Here is a 15,988-nt window from a genome sequence, read left to right as displayed (position 1 = left end):
CGATGACTGCACACACCCGCGAAACGACGTCGAAGAGCCACGTCTCGGCGGAAACGGCACAGGACAAGGCCGGCACGTTGATCGAGGCCCTGCCATGGATCCAGCGCTTTGCCGGCACCACCATGGTGATCAAATACGGCGGCAACGCCATGGTCAACGACGACCTTCGCCGTGCCTTTGCCGAGGACATCGTGTTCCTCCACCATGTGGGCATCCACCCGGTGGTGGTCCACGGCGGCGGCCCGCAGATCAACTCCATGCTCGGCCGGCTGGGCATCGAGTCCGAGTTCAAGGGCGGTCTCCGCGTCACCACCCCCGAGGCGATGGACGTTGTGCGGATGGTCCTCACCGGCCAGGTTGGACGCGAACTCGTCGGCCTCATCAACTCCCACGGACCCTACGCCGTTGGCATGTCCGGCGAGGATGGCGGGCTGCTGCGCGCCATTCGCACCGGCACGGTTGTTGACGGCGAAGAAGTGGATCTCGGCCTTGTGGGCGAAGTGGTGGGAGTGGACCCCGCCGGAATCAAGGACATCCTCGACGCCGGCCGCATCCCGGTCATCTCGACCGTTGCCCCGGAGATACTCGACGACGGCAACGGGTCCGGTCCCACGACGGGCCAGGTCCTCAACGTCAACGCGGACACAGCAGCTGCCGCCGTTGCCTCCGCACTGGGTGCCAGCAAACTGGTCATCCTCACGGACGTCGAAGGCCTCTACGCCAACTGGCCGGACAAATCGTCGTTGATCTCTTCGCTGACAGCCTCGGAACTCCGCGAAATGCTGCCCCGCCTCGAGTCGGGAATGATCCCCAAAATGGCCGCCTGCCTGAAGGCCATCGACGAAGGCGTGGAGCGAGCACACATCGTAGACGGGCGGCTGCCGCACTCAATGCTGCTGGAAACCTTCACAACAGCGGGCATCGGCACCCAGGTAGTACCAGATGAGGAAGTGAACGCATGAGCACCGAACTGAGCGCTACAGCCCAAGGCCGCAGCAGCGCTGGGGGGCCGGGTGTGGCCGGGCACCGCGAAGCGGGCGGGGCCCCCATCGCTGCGGAGGCCGCCGCAACCACGCTGGTTTCCCAAAGCTCAGGAGCTGACTGGCTTGCCCGCTACTCGTCCTCGCTGATGGGCGTCTTCGGCACGCCCCAGCGGGTCCTGGTCCGTGGCGCCGGTTGCCTGGTGTGGGACGCAGATGGCAAGGAATACCTTGACCTCCTGGGCGGCATCGCCGTTAACGCACTGGGCCACGCCCACCCGTTCGTCACGTCGGTGATTTCCAGCCAGCTTGCCACGCTCGGCCACGTTTCGAACTTCTTCACGAGCCCCACGCAGATCGCCCTCGCTGAAAAGCTCCTCGCAATCAGCAAGGCACCGGCAGGTTCCAAGGTGTTTTTCGCGAACTCCGGCACGGAAGCCAACGAAGCCGCGTTCAAGCTGGCCCGCCGGAACAATGGCGACGGGCAGCGCACCAAGATCATTGCCCTCGAAGGCGCTTTCCACGGCCGCACCATGGGTGCCTTGGCGCTCACGGCCAAAGAGGCCTATCGTGCGCCGTTTGAGCCACTGCCTAGTGGCGTGGTCCATGTTCCGTTCGGTGACATCGAGGCCCTGCGTGCCGCCGTCGACGATTCCACCGCGGCTGTTTTCCTGGAACCGATCCAAGGCGAAGCCGGCGTACGGCCGCTGAGCGCCGAATACCTGCAGGCTGCCCGCGAGGCGACCACCGCCGCTGGTGCGCTGCTGATCCTGGATGAGGTCCAGACCGGCATCGGACGTACCGGAAAGTGGCTCGCCAGCGAAGACGCGGGCATCGTGCCCGACGCCGTGACGCTCGCCAAGGGACTCGGCGGCGGCTTCCCGGTGGGGGCATTAATCACTTTTGGAAGCACGACGTCGGCCCTGCTCACCGCCGGGCAGCACGGCACCACTTTCGGTGGGAACCCTGTGGCGACGGCCGCTGCGCTGGCCACCCTGCACGCGATCGAAAGCCAGGGTGTCCTGCACAACGTTCTGACGGTAGGAGCCCACCTGCGCGAAGGACTGGCCGCGGTGGAGGGAGTCACCGAAGTTCGCGGTGAAGGCCTGCTGATCGGCTTTGACGTGAACGCCGACGTTGCACCTGCCATGGTGACCGCAGCCCTGGACGCCGGCTTCATCATCAACAGCCCGGGTCCCCGGACCATCCGCCTGGCGCCCCCGCTGATCCTGACCATCGAGCAAGCGGACCGTTTCCTGTCCACCTTGCCGGAGCTCATCGCCACGGCCACCGCCCAAACCGCAAAGGACTCACAGTGAGCACGTCAACCACCCGCCACTTCCTCAAGGACACGGACCTGAGTCCCGCAGAGCAGGCCGAGGTCCTTGAGCTTGCCGTCCGGATGAAGGCCGCACCGTACAGCGTGCAGCCCTTCGCTGCGGAAGGCAACGGCCGCAAGACCGTCGCCGTGATCTTCGACAAGACCTCCACCCGCACGCGTGTCTCCTTCGCCACGGGCATCGCCGACATGGGCGGCAATGCCCTCATCATCAACCCGGGCGAAGCGCAGATTGGCCACAAGGAATCCGTAGAGGACACCGCCAAGGTCCTGGAACGCATGGTGTCCACCATTGTGTGGCGGACAGGTGCGCACTCCGGCCTGGTGGCCATGGCAGAAAACTCCAAGGTCCCCGTCATCAACGCGCTCTGCGATGACTACCACCCCTGCCAGCTGCTGGCGGACCTCCTGGCTGTCAAGGAACACAAAGGCGAGCTGGCCGGACTGACCATGGCATACCTGGGCGACGCTGCCAACAACATGGCCAACTCCTTCCTTTTGGCCGGCGTCACTGCGGGGATGCATGTTCGCATTTCAGGTCCGGAAGGCTACCTGCCCGCCGCGGACATCGTCGCCGCCGCGAAGGAACGTGCGGCTGAGGCCGGTGGTTCGGTCCTGATTACCAACGACGCCGCCGAGGCCCTCAAGGGTGCCGACGTCGTGGCAACAGACACCTGGGTCTCCATGGGCCAGGAAGCCGAAAAGGAAGCCCGGATGCAGCTCTTCCGTGACTATTCGGTGGATGAAGCCGCCATGGCGCAAGCTGCGCCGGACGCCGTCGTGCTTCACTGCCTTCCCGCCTACCGCGGCTACGAGATTTCTGCCGGCGTCATCGACGGTCCGCAGTCGATCGTGTGGGACGAGGCCGAAAACCGCCTCCACGCCCAAAAAGCGCTCATGGCATGGCTGATGCACCGCTCAGGCCTCGCTTTCGTCGAAGGCCTTTCGCCGGTCGAAGGTACCGGGGAGAGCACGTTCTAGTGTCCACCAACCCGTCCGTGCCAGGCGCCAGCCCGGCCACCAAGACTGCCCGCCAGGCGCGGATCACCGCGATCCTGACGGGGGAGTCCGTGCGTTCCCAGGCAGAGCTTGCAGCTCTGCTGGCGGACGACGGCGTCCAGGTCACCCAGGCCACGTTGTCAAGGGACCTCGTGGAACTCGGCGCAGTCCGGGTTCGCGGAAAAGAGGGAGCCTTGGTTTACGCCGTTCCGGGGGAGGGCGGGGACCGTAACGCCAAGAGCGGCGTGACCCAGGAGATCCTCGACGCGCGGTTGACCCGGCTGTGCGGCGAACTCCTGGTCACCGCGGAGGCATCGGGCAACATCGTGGTCCTCCGCACTCCGCCCGGAGCCGCCAACTTCCTGGCCCTGGCCGTCGACCACTCGGTGATGCCCTCTGTATTGGGTACGATCGCAGGCGACGATACTTTGCTGTTGGTCGCCCGGGATCCTGATGGCGGGGCGGAACTGGCGGCCCGGTTCCTGCGCATGGCCGAAGAGGCCGGACCGGGCAACTAACAGATTTTCCATCATTGATTCACAGCAGCATCCACTTCACACAGCATTGATTCGAATGAACCAAGCAACAACAAAGGAGCACTCTCGTGACTGAGCGCATTGTTCTGGCCTACTCCGGTGGCCTTGATACGTCCGTAGCCATCGGCTGGATCGGTGAAGCCACCGGTGCCGAGGTCATCGCCGTGGCCGTCGACGTCGGACAGGGCGGCGAGTCCCTCGAGACCATCCGCCAGCGCGCGCTCGGTTGCGGCGCCGTCGAGGCCTATGTGGCCGACGCCCGCGACGAGTTCGCCAACGAGTACGCCATGCCGACCCTGAAGGCCAACGCCCTCTACCAGGGTCACTACCCGCTGGTATCGGCTATTTCCCGCCCGGTCATCGTCAAGCACCTCGTGAAGGCTGCCCGCGAGTTCGGCGCCACCACCGTAGCCCACGGCTGCACCGGCAAGGGCAACGACCAGGTCCGCTTCGAAGTGGGCATCCAGACCCTCGGCCCGGACCTGAAGTGCATCGCACCTGTCCGCGACCTCGCGCTGACCCGCGACAAGGCCATTGCCTTCGCCGAGGAAAAGGGCCTGCCGATCGAGACCACCAAGAAGAACCCGTACTCGATCGACCAGAACGTCTGGGGACGCGCCGTCGAGACCGGTTACCTCGAGGACATCTGGAACGCTCCCACCAAGGACATCTACGACTACACCGCCACCCCAGAATTTCCGCCTGCACCGGATGAGGTCATCATCTCCTTCCAGGCCGGCGTGCCGGTCGCGATCGACGGCGTCAAGGTCACCCCGCTGCAGGCCATCCAGGAACTGAACCGCCGTGCAGGCGCCCAGGGCGTTGGCCGCATCGACGTCGTCGAAGACCGCCTCGTGGGCATCAAATCCCGCGAAATCTACGAAGCACCGGGTGCCATGGCGCTGATCACCGCGCACAAGCACCTCGAGGACATCACCATCGAGCGCGAGCAGGCCCGCTTCAAGGCCACCGTTGGCCAGCGCTGGGCTGAACTGGTGTATGACGGACAATGGTTCTCCCCGCTCAAGCGCTCCCTGGACGCCTTCATCGAGGACACCCAGCAGTACGTTTCAGGCGACATCCGCATGGTCCTCCACGGTGGCCAGGCCATCGTCAACGGCCGCCGTTCCGAGACTTCGCTGTACGACTTCGATCTGGCAACCTACGACACCGGCGACACCTTCGACCAGTCCATGGCCCGCGGCTTCATCGAGCTGTGGGGCATGTCCTCCAAGGTTGCTTCCGGCCGCGACCTGCGGGTTGCAGGGGAATGACAAGCGCAACCAACGAAGGTGCACTGTGGGGCGGCCGGTTTGCCGGCGGTCCCGCGGATGCGCTGGCCGCACTGAGCAAGTCCACCCACTTTGACTGGCGGCTTGCCCGTTACGACATCGCCGGTTCCAAGGCGCATGCCCGGGTGCTGGCCAAGGCCGGTCTCTTGGACGACGCCGAACTGGAAGGGATGCTCGCTGCGCTCACCCGGCTGGATGAGGACGTCGCCAGCGGCGCTTACCTTCCGGCCGAGAGCGACGAGGACGTGCACGGTTCGCTGGAACGCGGACTGATTGAGCGTGCCGGGACCCAGCTGGGCGGCAAGCTTCGCGCCGGCCGTTCCCGCAATGACCAAGTGGCCACCCTTGGCCGCATGTTCCTGCGCGATCACGCACGCATCATTGCCTCCGGTGTCCTGGCCACCATCGACGCCCTCGTGGAGCAGGCCAAGGCACACCATGGCGTTGCCATGCCTGGCCGGACGCACCTGCAGCATGCCCAGCCGGTGCTGCTGAGCCACCACCTTTTGGCTCACGCCTGGGCGCTGCTGCGCGATGTGCAGCGCCTGCAGGATTGGGACAGACGCGCCGGTGTTTCGCCCTATGGTTCGGGTGCGCTGGCCGGTTCGTCCCTGGGCCTCGACCCCGAGGCAGTCGCCGCGGACCTCGGCTTCTTCTCGGCCGTGCACAACTCGATCGATGGCACCGCATCCCGCGATGTCTTCGCCGAGTTCGCCTGGGTGTGCTCCATGATCGGCGTGGACCTGTCACGGATCTCCGAGGAAGTCATCTTCTGGGCAACCAAGGAATTCTCCTTCGTGACGCTGCATGATTCGTACTCCACAGGGTCCTCGATCATGCCGCAGAAGAAGAACCCGGACGTTGCAGAGCTCGCACGCGGCAAGGCAGGACGCCTCATCGGTAACCTGACGGGGCTGCTCGCAACTCTCAAGGGACTGCCGCTCGCGTACAACCGCGATTTGCAGGAGGACAAGGAACCGGTCTTCGATGCTGCCGACACCCTGGAGCTCCTGCTTCCGGCTGTGTCCGGCATGATCGCCACGTTGAAGTTCAATACTGAGCGCATGGAATCACTGGCCCCGCAGGGCTTCGCCTTGGCCACGGATATCGCAGAATGGCTCGTCCGCCAGGGCGTACCCTTCCGTGAGGCCCACGAGCTCTCCGGTGCTGCCGTCAAGCAGGCCGAAGGCCGGGGCGTGGAGCTGTGGGACCTGACGGACGAGGAATACGCAGCCATCTCGGAGCACCTGACTCCCGAGGTCCGCAGCGTCCTCAGTACCGAAGGTTCGCTCAACAGCCGGAACTCGCAGGGCGGAACGGCACCAGCCGCCGTCGAACGTCAACTGGTGGCGCTCGAAGCGGAACTGGATGCCGTGCGTTCCTACGCCGGCTAGCTTGTTCGCGTGACCCGTGGGATGGCGCTTCGTCGCCATCCCACGGGTCTTTAACCGGGTGGGCTAGCATGGCGCTATGACTCAGATCACCCCTGAGGCGCTGCCCGCAGAGCTTCACAAAGCCGCCGGCACCGTCACCCGCCTCCTCGCCAAACTGGACGACTCATCCGTCGCTGAACCGTCGGAGCTTCCTGGCTGGACCCGGGGCCATGTCCTTGCCCACCTCGCAGGAATCTCCCATGCCATGGCCAGGCAACTCCACTATGCGCGCCGCGGTGAGACCGTTGAACTGTACGACGGCGGCATGGACGGGCGTAACAAGGCCATCGAACTCGCGGCCGGACACAGCCTCGCCCAGCACACTGAAGCCGTCACCACCGCCGTGGGTAGCGCGATCGACGCCTTTGATGCTTTAGCGCCGGAGGACTGGGACGCCCGAATCGCTTACAGGGACGGTACCGTGTTCGACGGAGGCCTGGCGTTGTGGCGCGAACTGACCATCCACGCCTCGGATCTGCGCCTGGGCTTTGGCCCCGAGACATGGAGCCGGCCGTTCTGTGAGCACCTCATCGGATTCCTTGCAGCTCGAGTTCCGGAAACGTACAAATTTGTCCTGCAACCCACTGGCTTGCCCCAGCAGAGCATTGGCCACGGTGGCACATCCATCGCCATTACCGGCATGTTGACCGATATCGCCGCGTGGCTCGCCGGCCGTGAACCCAGCCTCGGGAGTCTGCGCGCTACCGCCGCCGCTGACGGAGTTGAACTGCCGGAGCTGCTGCCTTGGCCGGCCGCGCAGCCCGCCGCGCGCTGACACCCGGCTCCTCTCTCACCTCCGGCGTGTTTCCGGGGGACGCTCTCTCACCTCCGGCGTGTTTCCGGGGGACGCCTTCAGAGTTGTCCGTTTGGCCGCTGCCCGCCACAAGTGCATGGTGGCATAAGAACGCCAAGGGCTGACCTCGCGGAAGTCGGCGCTGAGTCCTGTATCGGCAGGAAGGAGCTTCAAACCGCTGCGTACCGCGGCATCGTTGGCCAGAAAGACATCCGGAGCGCCGAGGACACGCATCGCCACGTAGCCCACCGTCCACGGTCCTACGCCGGGCAACGGGAGCAGCTTTCGTTCCAAGCCGGCAAAGTCGTCGCCATAACCGAACTCGAGGGCGCCAGTGGCCATCGCATCTGCGGTGGCCACGATCGAGTCGATTCGGCGCTGAGGTCCCCGGAGCAGGGTCCGGCCATGGTCAGCAAGCTCAGAGGACGTCGGAAACAAGCGCTCCAAGCCTGGAGCGCCAGCCCCGGCGGGGGAGCCTGCCACGCTCAACTGGGTGAGGGCCGTGCGGGCCGTGGCCACGGTGATCTGCTGGCCAATCATGGCCCGGATGAGCAGTTCCTGCGGGTCGACAGCTCCCGGCACGCGGATTCCAGGGGTGGCCAGCACGCTGTTAACCAGTCGGAGGTCCATGGCCAAGGCGTCATCAATAGCCTGCGGATCGGCATCCAGATCGAAGAGTCGCCGGACACGGCTCAACAATGCTGGAAGATCGTGAAGATCCACTGCCAAAGCTGTGAGCTGCAAGGGTTTGCCAGCCGATGAGGGGCTGTATGTCACGGAGAAGGACGCATTTCCCCTCGGTAGCCTGAGGGTTCGCGCGTAGGTCCGGGTTCCGTCAGGCCCTGAACCTGACAGTTCGATTCCAGGGACCGCACGAACCGCCAGGAAATCGAAAATGCCAGGATCGAACGGCTCCCGGTAGGGGAGGGTGAGCGTCAGGGTGCCAGGGGCGAGGTCGGAAGGCGTTGCAGCACCCCGGCGCTGGCCGGTCTTCGCGCCAGTGGCGCGTAACGCCGTCGGGGTCATCGCGAACACTTCGCCGATGGTGTCGTTGAATTGCCGCACGCTGTTGAACCCTGAAGCGAACGCGACATCGGCGAGGCGCATTTCGGTGGAGACCAGCAGTGTCCGGGCAGTCTGTGCCCGGCTGGCCCGTGCCAGAGAGAGCGGACCGGCGCCCAGTTCGTTGCTGAGGATGCGGTTGAGCTGCCGGGCCGAGTAGCCAAGGCGGCGCGCGAGGCCGTCGACGCCTTCCCGGGTGATGACACCATCGTTGATGAGCCGCATCGCCCGGCCGGCAATGTCCGACCGGATGTTCCACGCCGGCGTTCCGGGAACAGCTTCAGGGAGGCACCTCTTGCAGGCGCGATACCCGGCCTCGTGGGCAGCGGCAGAGGTCTCGTAGAAGGTGACGTTCCCGGCCTTGGGCGTCCGGGCAGGGCAAGATGGCCGGCAGTAGATGCCGGTGGAGCTGACAGCAGTGAAGAACTGGCCGTCGAACCGGGTGTCGCGGGCGTCTATTGCCCTGTAGCGCTGCCAGAAGTCCATGGCTCCATCCTGCCAGCCTGCCCCGACCCCTGCTAGCGGAAATCGGACATTGCCGTAGTGCCGGTTTTGCTAGGGTCTGGGCATGGATTCGATCACGGACAACGGAATCAGCGACCCCGATGAAGTACGCAGGTTCCTTGCAGGCGACGCACGTGTCATCGCCCCGTTGATGCTGGGATCCGTCCTGACGCACCACTCAGATGCCGGTCCTGTCTCCGTGAGGCTCACTGAAGTGGAGGCCTACATGGGGCCGCGCGATTCAGAACATCCTGATCCCGGATCGCACACCTTCGGTGGGCAGACGGCCCGGAACACGCCGATGTTCGGCCCGCCAGGTTTCCTGTACGTCTACTTCACGTACGGGATGCATTACTGCGCGAACATCGTGTGCGGGCCGGACGGATTCCCATCGGCGCTGCTACTGCGGGCAGGGGAAATTGTGGACGGAGATGAGCTCGCTGCCCTACGCAGGCCGGCCTCCAAGGCGCACAGGGACCTGGCCAGCGGCCCGGCCCGGCTCGCTTCGGCACTGGGACTCACGACGGCGGACACCGGCCGTGACGCCCTTGCTTCACCGTTCAGCTTGTGGTTGCCCAGGACGCCGGCACCGGCGGTGGTCAGCGGACCGCGGGTTGGAGTGGCGGGTCCTGGCGGGACTACGGCTTATCCGTGGCGTTTCTGGATCGAAGACGACCCAACGGTGTCCCGGTATAAAGCAGCACGGCCCAGAAGCCCGAAACAGCCGCCTGCTGGTTGATTAGGCGGAGATCAAGGCAGGGCCACGCTAGTGGGTCAGGTTCAAGGTGACCGTTGTGCCCTTCCCGGGACTGCTTTCGAGGTCGATATGTCCACCGTGCGCCTCCACGATGGCTTTGCTGATGGACAGTCCCAATCCTGCGCCGGGGACGGCTGTCTTCATGGCGTGATCGGATCGGAAAAACTTGGTGAATGCCTGTCGGCGTTCTTCCTCTGTCATCCCGACGCCCTCGTCCGTGATGGAACAGATGAATCCGTCATCCTGATTCTTCAAGGCAACGGTGACCTCGGTGCCATGTGGCGAGAACTTGATGGCATTGGACAGCAGCTGCTCGACGGCCCGGGTGAACTGGCCCGGATCAACGGTTCCCTGAACATCGGTCTCAATGTGCTCATGAATAATGATGCCCTTGGCCGATGCTTCCTGTTGTGCAGTCCGGGCTGCAGCATTCATCAAGTGGGACAGGTTGACCGGCCGTCGGCGAATCTCAAGGTCCTCGGATGCCACCATCAAGAGATCATTGATCAGGGTCAGCAGACGTTGTGCATTCCGCTCGATGACGCTCAGGTACCCCGGGTTCGGGTCATCTCCCAGGAGTTCCAGGTATCCGAGCATGGATGTCAGGGGGGTGCGAAGCTCGTGGGACACGGTGGCTACGAACTTGTCCTTCGCTTCGAGCGCGGATACCAACGCCGTGACGTCGGTGAACGCCAGAACCGAACCTCTCAGCTGGCCGTCGTCGTCATGGAATTGCCTGGCCGCGACTGAGAAGACCAGTTCCTGGTCTTCATGGCGCACACGGATCAGCTTGTTGGTAAAGCTGCGCCCGGACATGGCGAGTCCTGCTGGACTGTCGACCGGCTCCGTCAGCCCGTGGTCAACCATGAACGGGTTACTGCCTGGCATCTGTTGGCTGGCTTCCCGGTCCGCGCGCAAGCGGTGATTGGTGAGGATGTCGCCGCCGCTGGTGTCCATCGCCCACACACCCACATCCACGGTCCCCAGGACGGCGTCCAGTAGGTGCCGATGATCCTGCGTGACCTTGTGCAGCCGGACCAGCTCCCGGTCTTTCAGGACTTGCTCGTTTCTGTGCTTAACAACTACCCCCGCTACCAGATGAGCCGTCACCGCAAATCCCGCCAGAATGACCGGGACCACAATCATTCGGATGAGCTCGGCCTGCTCAACCTCGTTCCCCAGCAGGAACGGGGAGGCGATAATCCCGCAAAAAGGCGCTGCAATGGCCAAAACGACCCTCACCACACTGGCGCTCACGGAGAGCCAAATGACAGGGAATGCCATGAGCAGCGTTACGACACTCAGGACCGGGCCCCCAACTTCGCGGGTGATGGCCAGCACCACGCAATCAACCAACGGTATAACCACGAAGATTCCGGCCGGCATCCGGTCCCACGGCAGGGCAAAGCAGGCGACCAGCACCAGCACATGAAAGGCCAGCGTCAGCTGAAACGTCTGATTGGCCATCGTTTCCGGGCTGAAAAGAATGACGAAGACAATGATCAGGCCCATGGCCAGAGTCACTGGCAGTTGGCACAGAACGATTGCTCTTCGCCTGCCGATTTTGTCGAAGAAGTCATCCAATGGCATAAAAACGGACGTGTCCTTCATGACTGCCAGCCCTCTCCCCAGAAACAGCCTCAAAACACAGGCTTGGTGCCGTTAGTCGTCAGCATACCCAGCCGAAGCTTCCGCTGAGGTCTGTTTGTGTGGCGGACTGAAAAGTCGTCGGGATGCGCAGTTGGGCCGCCTGGTGCCCGGCATATGGAGGTGACGTTGTCCGGATGATGACTTTCACCCCACGCGTTTACCAAAATCGCTGTAGAATGGACGGTCTGTCTTTTGCGATAGGGGTTACGGTTCGATGCACGATGCTGATTTGGTCCACGAGCAGGAATATGTGGCCGGGCTCTATGCCCGGCTCGATGAGCTGCGCGCCGAAAAGCGCGCCCAGCTGGCGCAGGTGCGCAAGGCCGGAGCAGTGGGAACCATGCAGAACGTTTCCGAACGTGACGCGTTCGCGGCCCTGTACGAAGACCGCTTGGCGCAGCTCGACGCCGTCGATGACCGTTTGGTGTTCGGCCGCCTTGACCTCGACTCGGGTGAAGCCCAGTACATCGGCCGCATCGGCCTGTCGACGGCTGACCTCCAGCGGCTGATGGTTGACTGGCGTGCGCCCGAAGCCGGCCATTTCTACCAGGCGACCGCATTCGACCGCCAGGGCGTGCGCCGCCGTCGTCACCTGATCCTTCAGGGCCGCGATGTCAAAGCGATCGAAGACGACGTTTTGGACGCCGGGATGCTGGCGGACAACGACTCGCTCCAAGGCGAAGGCGCACTGCTTGCCGCGCTGAACTCCAAGCGTACTGGCCGCATGTCGGACATCGTGGGCACCATTCAATCCGAGCAGGACCGGATCATCCGCTCCTCCATCTCGGGCGCTCTCGTCGTCCAAGGCGGCCCCGGAACGGGCAAGACGGCCGTCGCACTGCACCGCGCGGCGTATCTGCTGTACACGCATCGTGACCGGCTCAAGAGTGCCGGTGTGCTGCTTGTTGGACCGTCGTCGTCCTTCATGCACTACATCGAGCGCGTGCTGCCATCCCTCGGTGAGACGGGTGTGGTGATGGCCAGCCTCGGACGCCTGATGCCCGGGATCCATGCCATTCCGGAGGACAACGCAGACGTAGCCGCGCTGAAGGGCAAGCTCGATATGGCCAAGGTGGTGGCCAACGCCGTGGCAAACAGGCAAAGGACACCCGCCGAGGACCGCATCCTCGAAGTTGACTCGCGGAAGCTGACCCTGACGGTTCGTCAGGTCCGTCGTGCCCGTGAAAAGGCACGCGCTACTGGTAAGCCCCACAACGAGGCCCGCCTGACATTCGTCAAAATCCTTCTGCGCGAGCTCACTGAGCAACTCACGGATCTGGTGGAGGAAGCGAACATCGGCAACAACGCCGATCGGGCCTACCTTGCCGAGGATGTCCGCTCTGCCCGCGATGTCCGCATTGCCCTGAACCTTTGCTGGATGCCCATGACACCCGAGAAGCTCATCTCCGAGCTCTTCAGTAAGCCGGCCATCCTCGAAGCCTGCACGCCGCACCTGACGCCTGAACAGCGTTCGTTGCTGCAGCGCCCCGTGGACGCGCCGTGGACGGAGGCCGATGTTCCGCTCTTGGATGAGGCTGCCGAACTGCTGGGCGAACTGGATCCGGCTGCCGGCAGGGGACTGGCCCAGCAGGAAGCGGATCGCGCCCGCGACATCGCCAATGCCAAGCAAACCCTGGCGAACATGGAAGCCATGGGCGTCGACGTTCTTGTATCGGCTGAGGAACTCGCTGACCAAAACCAGGAGCGCGAAGGACGCCTGACGGCAGCTGAGCGCGCCACCAGTGACCGGTCGTGGGCCTTTGGCCACATCGTGGTTGACGAAGCCCAGGAACTTTCACCCATGCAGTGGCGGCTTCTTGTGCGGCGCTGCCCGCTGAAGTCCTTCACTATCGTTGGTGACATAGCCCAGACGAGTGCCGCGGCAGGTGCCAATTCGTGGCAAAGTGCCTTGGCGCCGTCGTTCGGTGACCGCTGGACGCTCGAAGAGCTGACGGTCAACTACCGCACGCCCTCGCAGATCGCCGAGGCCGCAGTCCGCATGGCCAACCGCGCAGGCCTGGTTGTCTCGGCACCCAAGGCCGTCCGCGAAGGCAAATGGTCACCCATCGTGGACCGCGTCGACGCGGACAGCATCGTGTCGCACTTGGTGGAGGTCCTGCCGGAGGAAATTGAAGCGATCGACGGCGGCCTGCTGGCTGTGATCGCCGACGGGCCACTGTTGCCGCAGGCCACTGCTGCACTGCGGGAGGTCTATGGGCGCCGCATAGGCACAGGTGCGGGCAGCTACGAACAGGACATCGTGGTGATCAGTCCCAAGGAAGCAAAGGGTCTGGAGTTCGACGGCGTAGTGGTCCTGGAACCAGCCGCGATGCTCAACCACGAGCATGGCAAGGTGGGCGACCTGTACGTTGCCATGACGAGGGCCACCCAGCGTTTGCGGCTCATTGCTGCCGCACCGGTACCCGCCGGCATCGAGCGCTAGGAAAAACGGACCCTGCAACCCTGCTAACTTAGATCTCGTGTCACACGTAAACAACCTCGAGTCCCAGCACAACGATCCCGCCTTTGCCAACGTCTGGCAGGAGCTTAAATGGCGCGGCCTTGTCCACGTTTCAACTGATGAAACGGAACTGGAAAAGCTGCTCGCCGGGGACCCGATCACGTATTACTGTGGCTTCGACCCGACCGCGCCGTCGCTGCACCTGGGTAACCTCGTGCAGTTGCTGGTGATGCGCCGCCTGCAGTTGGCCGGACACAAGCCGCTCGGACTGGTCGGCGGTTCCACCGGCCTGATCGGCGACCCGCGCCCGACGGCGGAACGCACCTTGAACACCAAGGACACCGTTGCCGAGTGGGTCGGGTACCTGCAGGGCCAGGTGCGCCGCTTCCTCAGCTTTGAGGGCGAAAACCCTGCCCGCATGGTCAACAACCTGGACTGGACGGCGCCGCTGAGCGCCATCGATTTCCTGCGTGAAATCGGCAAGCACTTTCGCGTGGGCACGATGCTGCGCAAGGATGCCGTAGCTTCCCGCCTGAGTTCTGACGAAGGCATCAGCTACACCGAATTCAGCTACCAGATCCTGCAGGGCATGGACTACCTCCAGCTTTTCCGCGACTACGGCTGTGCGCTGCAGACGGGCGGCTCGGACCAGTGGGGCAATCTCACCAGTGGAACCGAACTCATCCGCAAGGTGGAAGGCAAGAGCGTCCACGCCCTGGGTACGCCGCTCATCACCAACTCCGATGGCACCAAGTTCGGAAAGAGCGAGGGCAACGCCATCTGGCTGGACCCGGACATGTGCAGCCCGTACACCTTCTACCAATTCTGGCTGAACACGGCGGACGCGGATGTTGTGGATCGGCTCAAGGTGTTCACATTCCTCTCACGTGCAGAGATTGAGGCACTGGGCGAGGCCGTGGCGGAGCGTCCGTTCGCCCGCGAAGGGCAGAAAAAGCTCGCTTTCGAAGTGACTTCACTGGTTCATGGCGTCGACGCCACGGAGAAGGTGATCGCCGCTTCGGCTGCACTCTTCGGGAACGGCGACCTGTCAGTTCTGGACGAGCGCACCCTTGAAGCCGCCACCGCGGAGCTTCCCTCGGCGAAGGTCGGCACCGATGGCCTGGGGATCATTGATCTCCTGGTGGCATCGGGTCTGTCCGACAGCAAGTCGGCAGCACGCCGGACCGTAGGCGAAGGCGGTGCCTACGTGAACAACACCAAGGTGTCCGATCCCGAAGCCGTCATAGCCCAGGATGAACTGCTTCATGGGCGCTACCTGCTGCTTCGCCGTGGCAAGAAGAACCTTGCCACTATAGAGGTTTCTGCGTAGCTCCTGAATTTCCTCGGATTCAATGGGCCGGCAACCGTTATGGTTGCCGGCCCTTTATGCGTTTAATCGTGGTCGTGGGGGGAGTGGTTGGGTTGCGACCCGTGCTTGGGCCGCGACGGCGGCGGGGGCGACGGGCGGCAGCTGGGGTAGGGGCGGCGGCGGAGGCGGGGGCCATCCTCTGCGCGCTCGGTCGTTCCTCCCTTGGACGCGCGCTGCCGGATGTCCCCCGCCTCCTTTGGACGCTCTCTCACCTTTCGCGGGTTTGTGGGGGATGCTCTCTCACCTTTCGCCGGTTTTGGCGGGATGCTCTCTCACCTTCCGGCCGTTTGAGCGGGATGCTCTCTCACCTTTCGCCCGTTTTGGCGGGACGCTCTCTCACCTTTCGCCCGTTTTGGCGGGACGCTCTCTCACCTTTCGCGGGTGTGAGTGAATGGTCGACGGCGGTGGTGGGGTTTGGGGGGTGGTGTTTCGGTTGTGGGGTGGTTGGTGGTGTGATGGGTTTCACGGGTGGTTGTTGTGGGGGTTTTGGGGTGGTTTGGTGGGTGTGGGGGCTTGTTTTGCTGGTGTTTGCGGGGTTTTTGGGTGGTGTTGGGGTGGATTTGGTGTGGGGGTGGGGCGCGTGTAAAGTTATTCGAGTCGCCGCCGCTGATGCGGAAAGTTAGCGACCATCTCCCTTCAAATCGCCGGTTTCGGTAGTGCTTTTGTGTGCTTCTGGTTGGTGTGGGAGGCCCGGTGGCTGGTTTGCTTTGTGCGGCTGGTTCGGGTAAGTTTGAAAAGTTGCTCCGGAGCGATCCTGGACCCTGTGGGGTGTGGGTGGTGCCGGTAGTGTCTGTTGTTTGAGAACTCAATAGT

The 15,988-nt window shown here is 63.8% G+C and carries 12 protein-coding genes; 10 read left to right on the top strand and 2 right to left on the bottom strand.

All coding sequences use genetic code 11. The annotated features are described in order from the left end of the window. Window positions 1–2: 2 nt before the first annotated feature. The 7 genes from argB (at window position 3) to QF015_RS17395 (ending at window position 7,354) form a co-directional block, all read left to right on the top strand. Window positions 3–962, top strand: a complete 960-nt coding sequence (argB, locus tag QF015_RS17425) for an acetylglutamate kinase (protein WP_310201117.1) — start codon at window positions 3–5, stop codon at window positions 960–962. Continuing rightward, a complete protein-coding gene (locus QF015_RS17420) occupies window positions 959–2,299 on the top strand; it encodes an acetylornithine transaminase (RefSeq protein WP_429390293.1) in 1,341 nt (446 codons plus the stop codon). Before argB ends, QF015_RS17420 begins: the two co-directional genes overlap by 4 nt. After that, window positions 2,296–3,300 carry an ornithine carbamoyltransferase gene (gene argF, locus QF015_RS17415; RefSeq protein ID WP_429390292.1) on the top strand — a complete coding sequence of 335 codons (1,005 nt, stop codon included), beginning with the start codon at window positions 2,296–2,298 and terminating at the stop codon, window positions 3,298–3,300. The genes QF015_RS17420 and argF overlap by 4 nt, the downstream gene beginning before the upstream one ends. Further along, complete coding sequence (locus QF015_RS17410; RefSeq protein ID WP_011774347.1) at window positions 3,300–3,836, top strand: arginine repressor; 537 nt, start codon at window positions 3,300–3,302, stop codon at window positions 3,834–3,836. Before argF ends, QF015_RS17410 begins: the two co-directional genes overlap by 1 nt. A gap of 86 nt (window positions 3,837–3,922) precedes the next feature. Beyond that, a complete protein-coding gene (locus QF015_RS17405; RefSeq protein WP_310201111.1) occupies window positions 3,923–5,128 on the top strand; it encodes an argininosuccinate synthase in 1,206 nt (401 codons plus the stop codon). After that, complete coding sequence (gene argH, locus QF015_RS17400; RefSeq protein ID WP_429390291.1) at window positions 5,125–6,540, top strand: argininosuccinate lyase; 1,416 nt, start codon at window positions 5,125–5,127, stop codon at window positions 6,538–6,540. Before QF015_RS17405 ends, argH begins: the two co-directional genes overlap by 4 nt. A 76-nt stretch (window positions 6,541–6,616) precedes the next feature. After that, window positions 6,617–7,354, top strand: a complete 738-nt coding sequence (locus tag QF015_RS17395) for a maleylpyruvate isomerase family mycothiol-dependent enzyme (protein ID WP_310201107.1) — start codon at window positions 6,617–6,619, stop codon at window positions 7,352–7,354. 15 nt (window positions 7,355–7,369) lie between these two features. Here the strand turns inward: QF015_RS17395 and QF015_RS17390 are convergent, their stop codons facing one another. Further along, window positions 7,370–8,920 (bottom strand): DNA-3-methyladenine glycosylase 2 family protein, encoded by a 1,551-nt coding sequence (locus QF015_RS17390; RefSeq protein WP_429390290.1) that lies wholly within the window; start codon window positions 8,918–8,920, stop codon window positions 7,370–7,372. A gap of 82 nt (window positions 8,921–9,002) precedes the next feature. Between QF015_RS17390 and QF015_RS17385 the strand changes: the two genes are divergently transcribed. Then, complete coding sequence (locus tag QF015_RS17385; RefSeq protein WP_429390289.1) at window positions 9,003–9,677, top strand: DNA-3-methyladenine glycosylase; 675 nt, start codon at window positions 9,003–9,005, stop codon at window positions 9,675–9,677. A gap of 27 nt (window positions 9,678–9,704) precedes the next feature. On the opposite strand, the gene QF015_RS17380 is transcribed toward QF015_RS17385, so the two are convergent. Continuing rightward, window positions 9,705–11,285, bottom strand: coding sequence for a sensor histidine kinase (locus QF015_RS17380; protein ID WP_310201101.1), 1,581 nt, complete (start codon window positions 11,283–11,285; stop codon window positions 9,705–9,707). Between the two features lie 274 nt (window positions 11,286–11,559). On the opposite strand from QF015_RS17380, the gene QF015_RS17375 reads away from it, so the two are divergent. After that, window positions 11,560–13,788 (top strand): HelD family protein, encoded by a 2,229-nt coding sequence (locus QF015_RS17375; protein WP_310201099.1) that lies wholly within the window; start codon window positions 11,560–11,562, stop codon window positions 13,786–13,788. A gap of 37 nt (window positions 13,789–13,825) precedes the next feature. After that, window positions 13,826–15,136 carry a tyrosine--tRNA ligase gene (gene tyrS, locus QF015_RS17370; protein ID WP_310201097.1) on the top strand — a complete coding sequence of 437 codons (1,311 nt, stop codon included), beginning with the start codon at window positions 13,826–13,828 and terminating at the stop codon, window positions 15,134–15,136. Window positions 15,137–15,988 lie beyond the last annotated feature (852 nt).

This window comes from Paenarthrobacter sp. TE4293, from assembly GCF_050435325.1.
Classification (GTDB): domain Bacteria; phylum Actinomycetota; class Actinomycetes; order Actinomycetales; family Micrococcaceae; genus Arthrobacter; species Arthrobacter nitroguajacolicus_C.
Note: the sequence above shows the minus strand (reverse complement) of the source record. Positions and strands in the feature narration are given on the sequence as shown.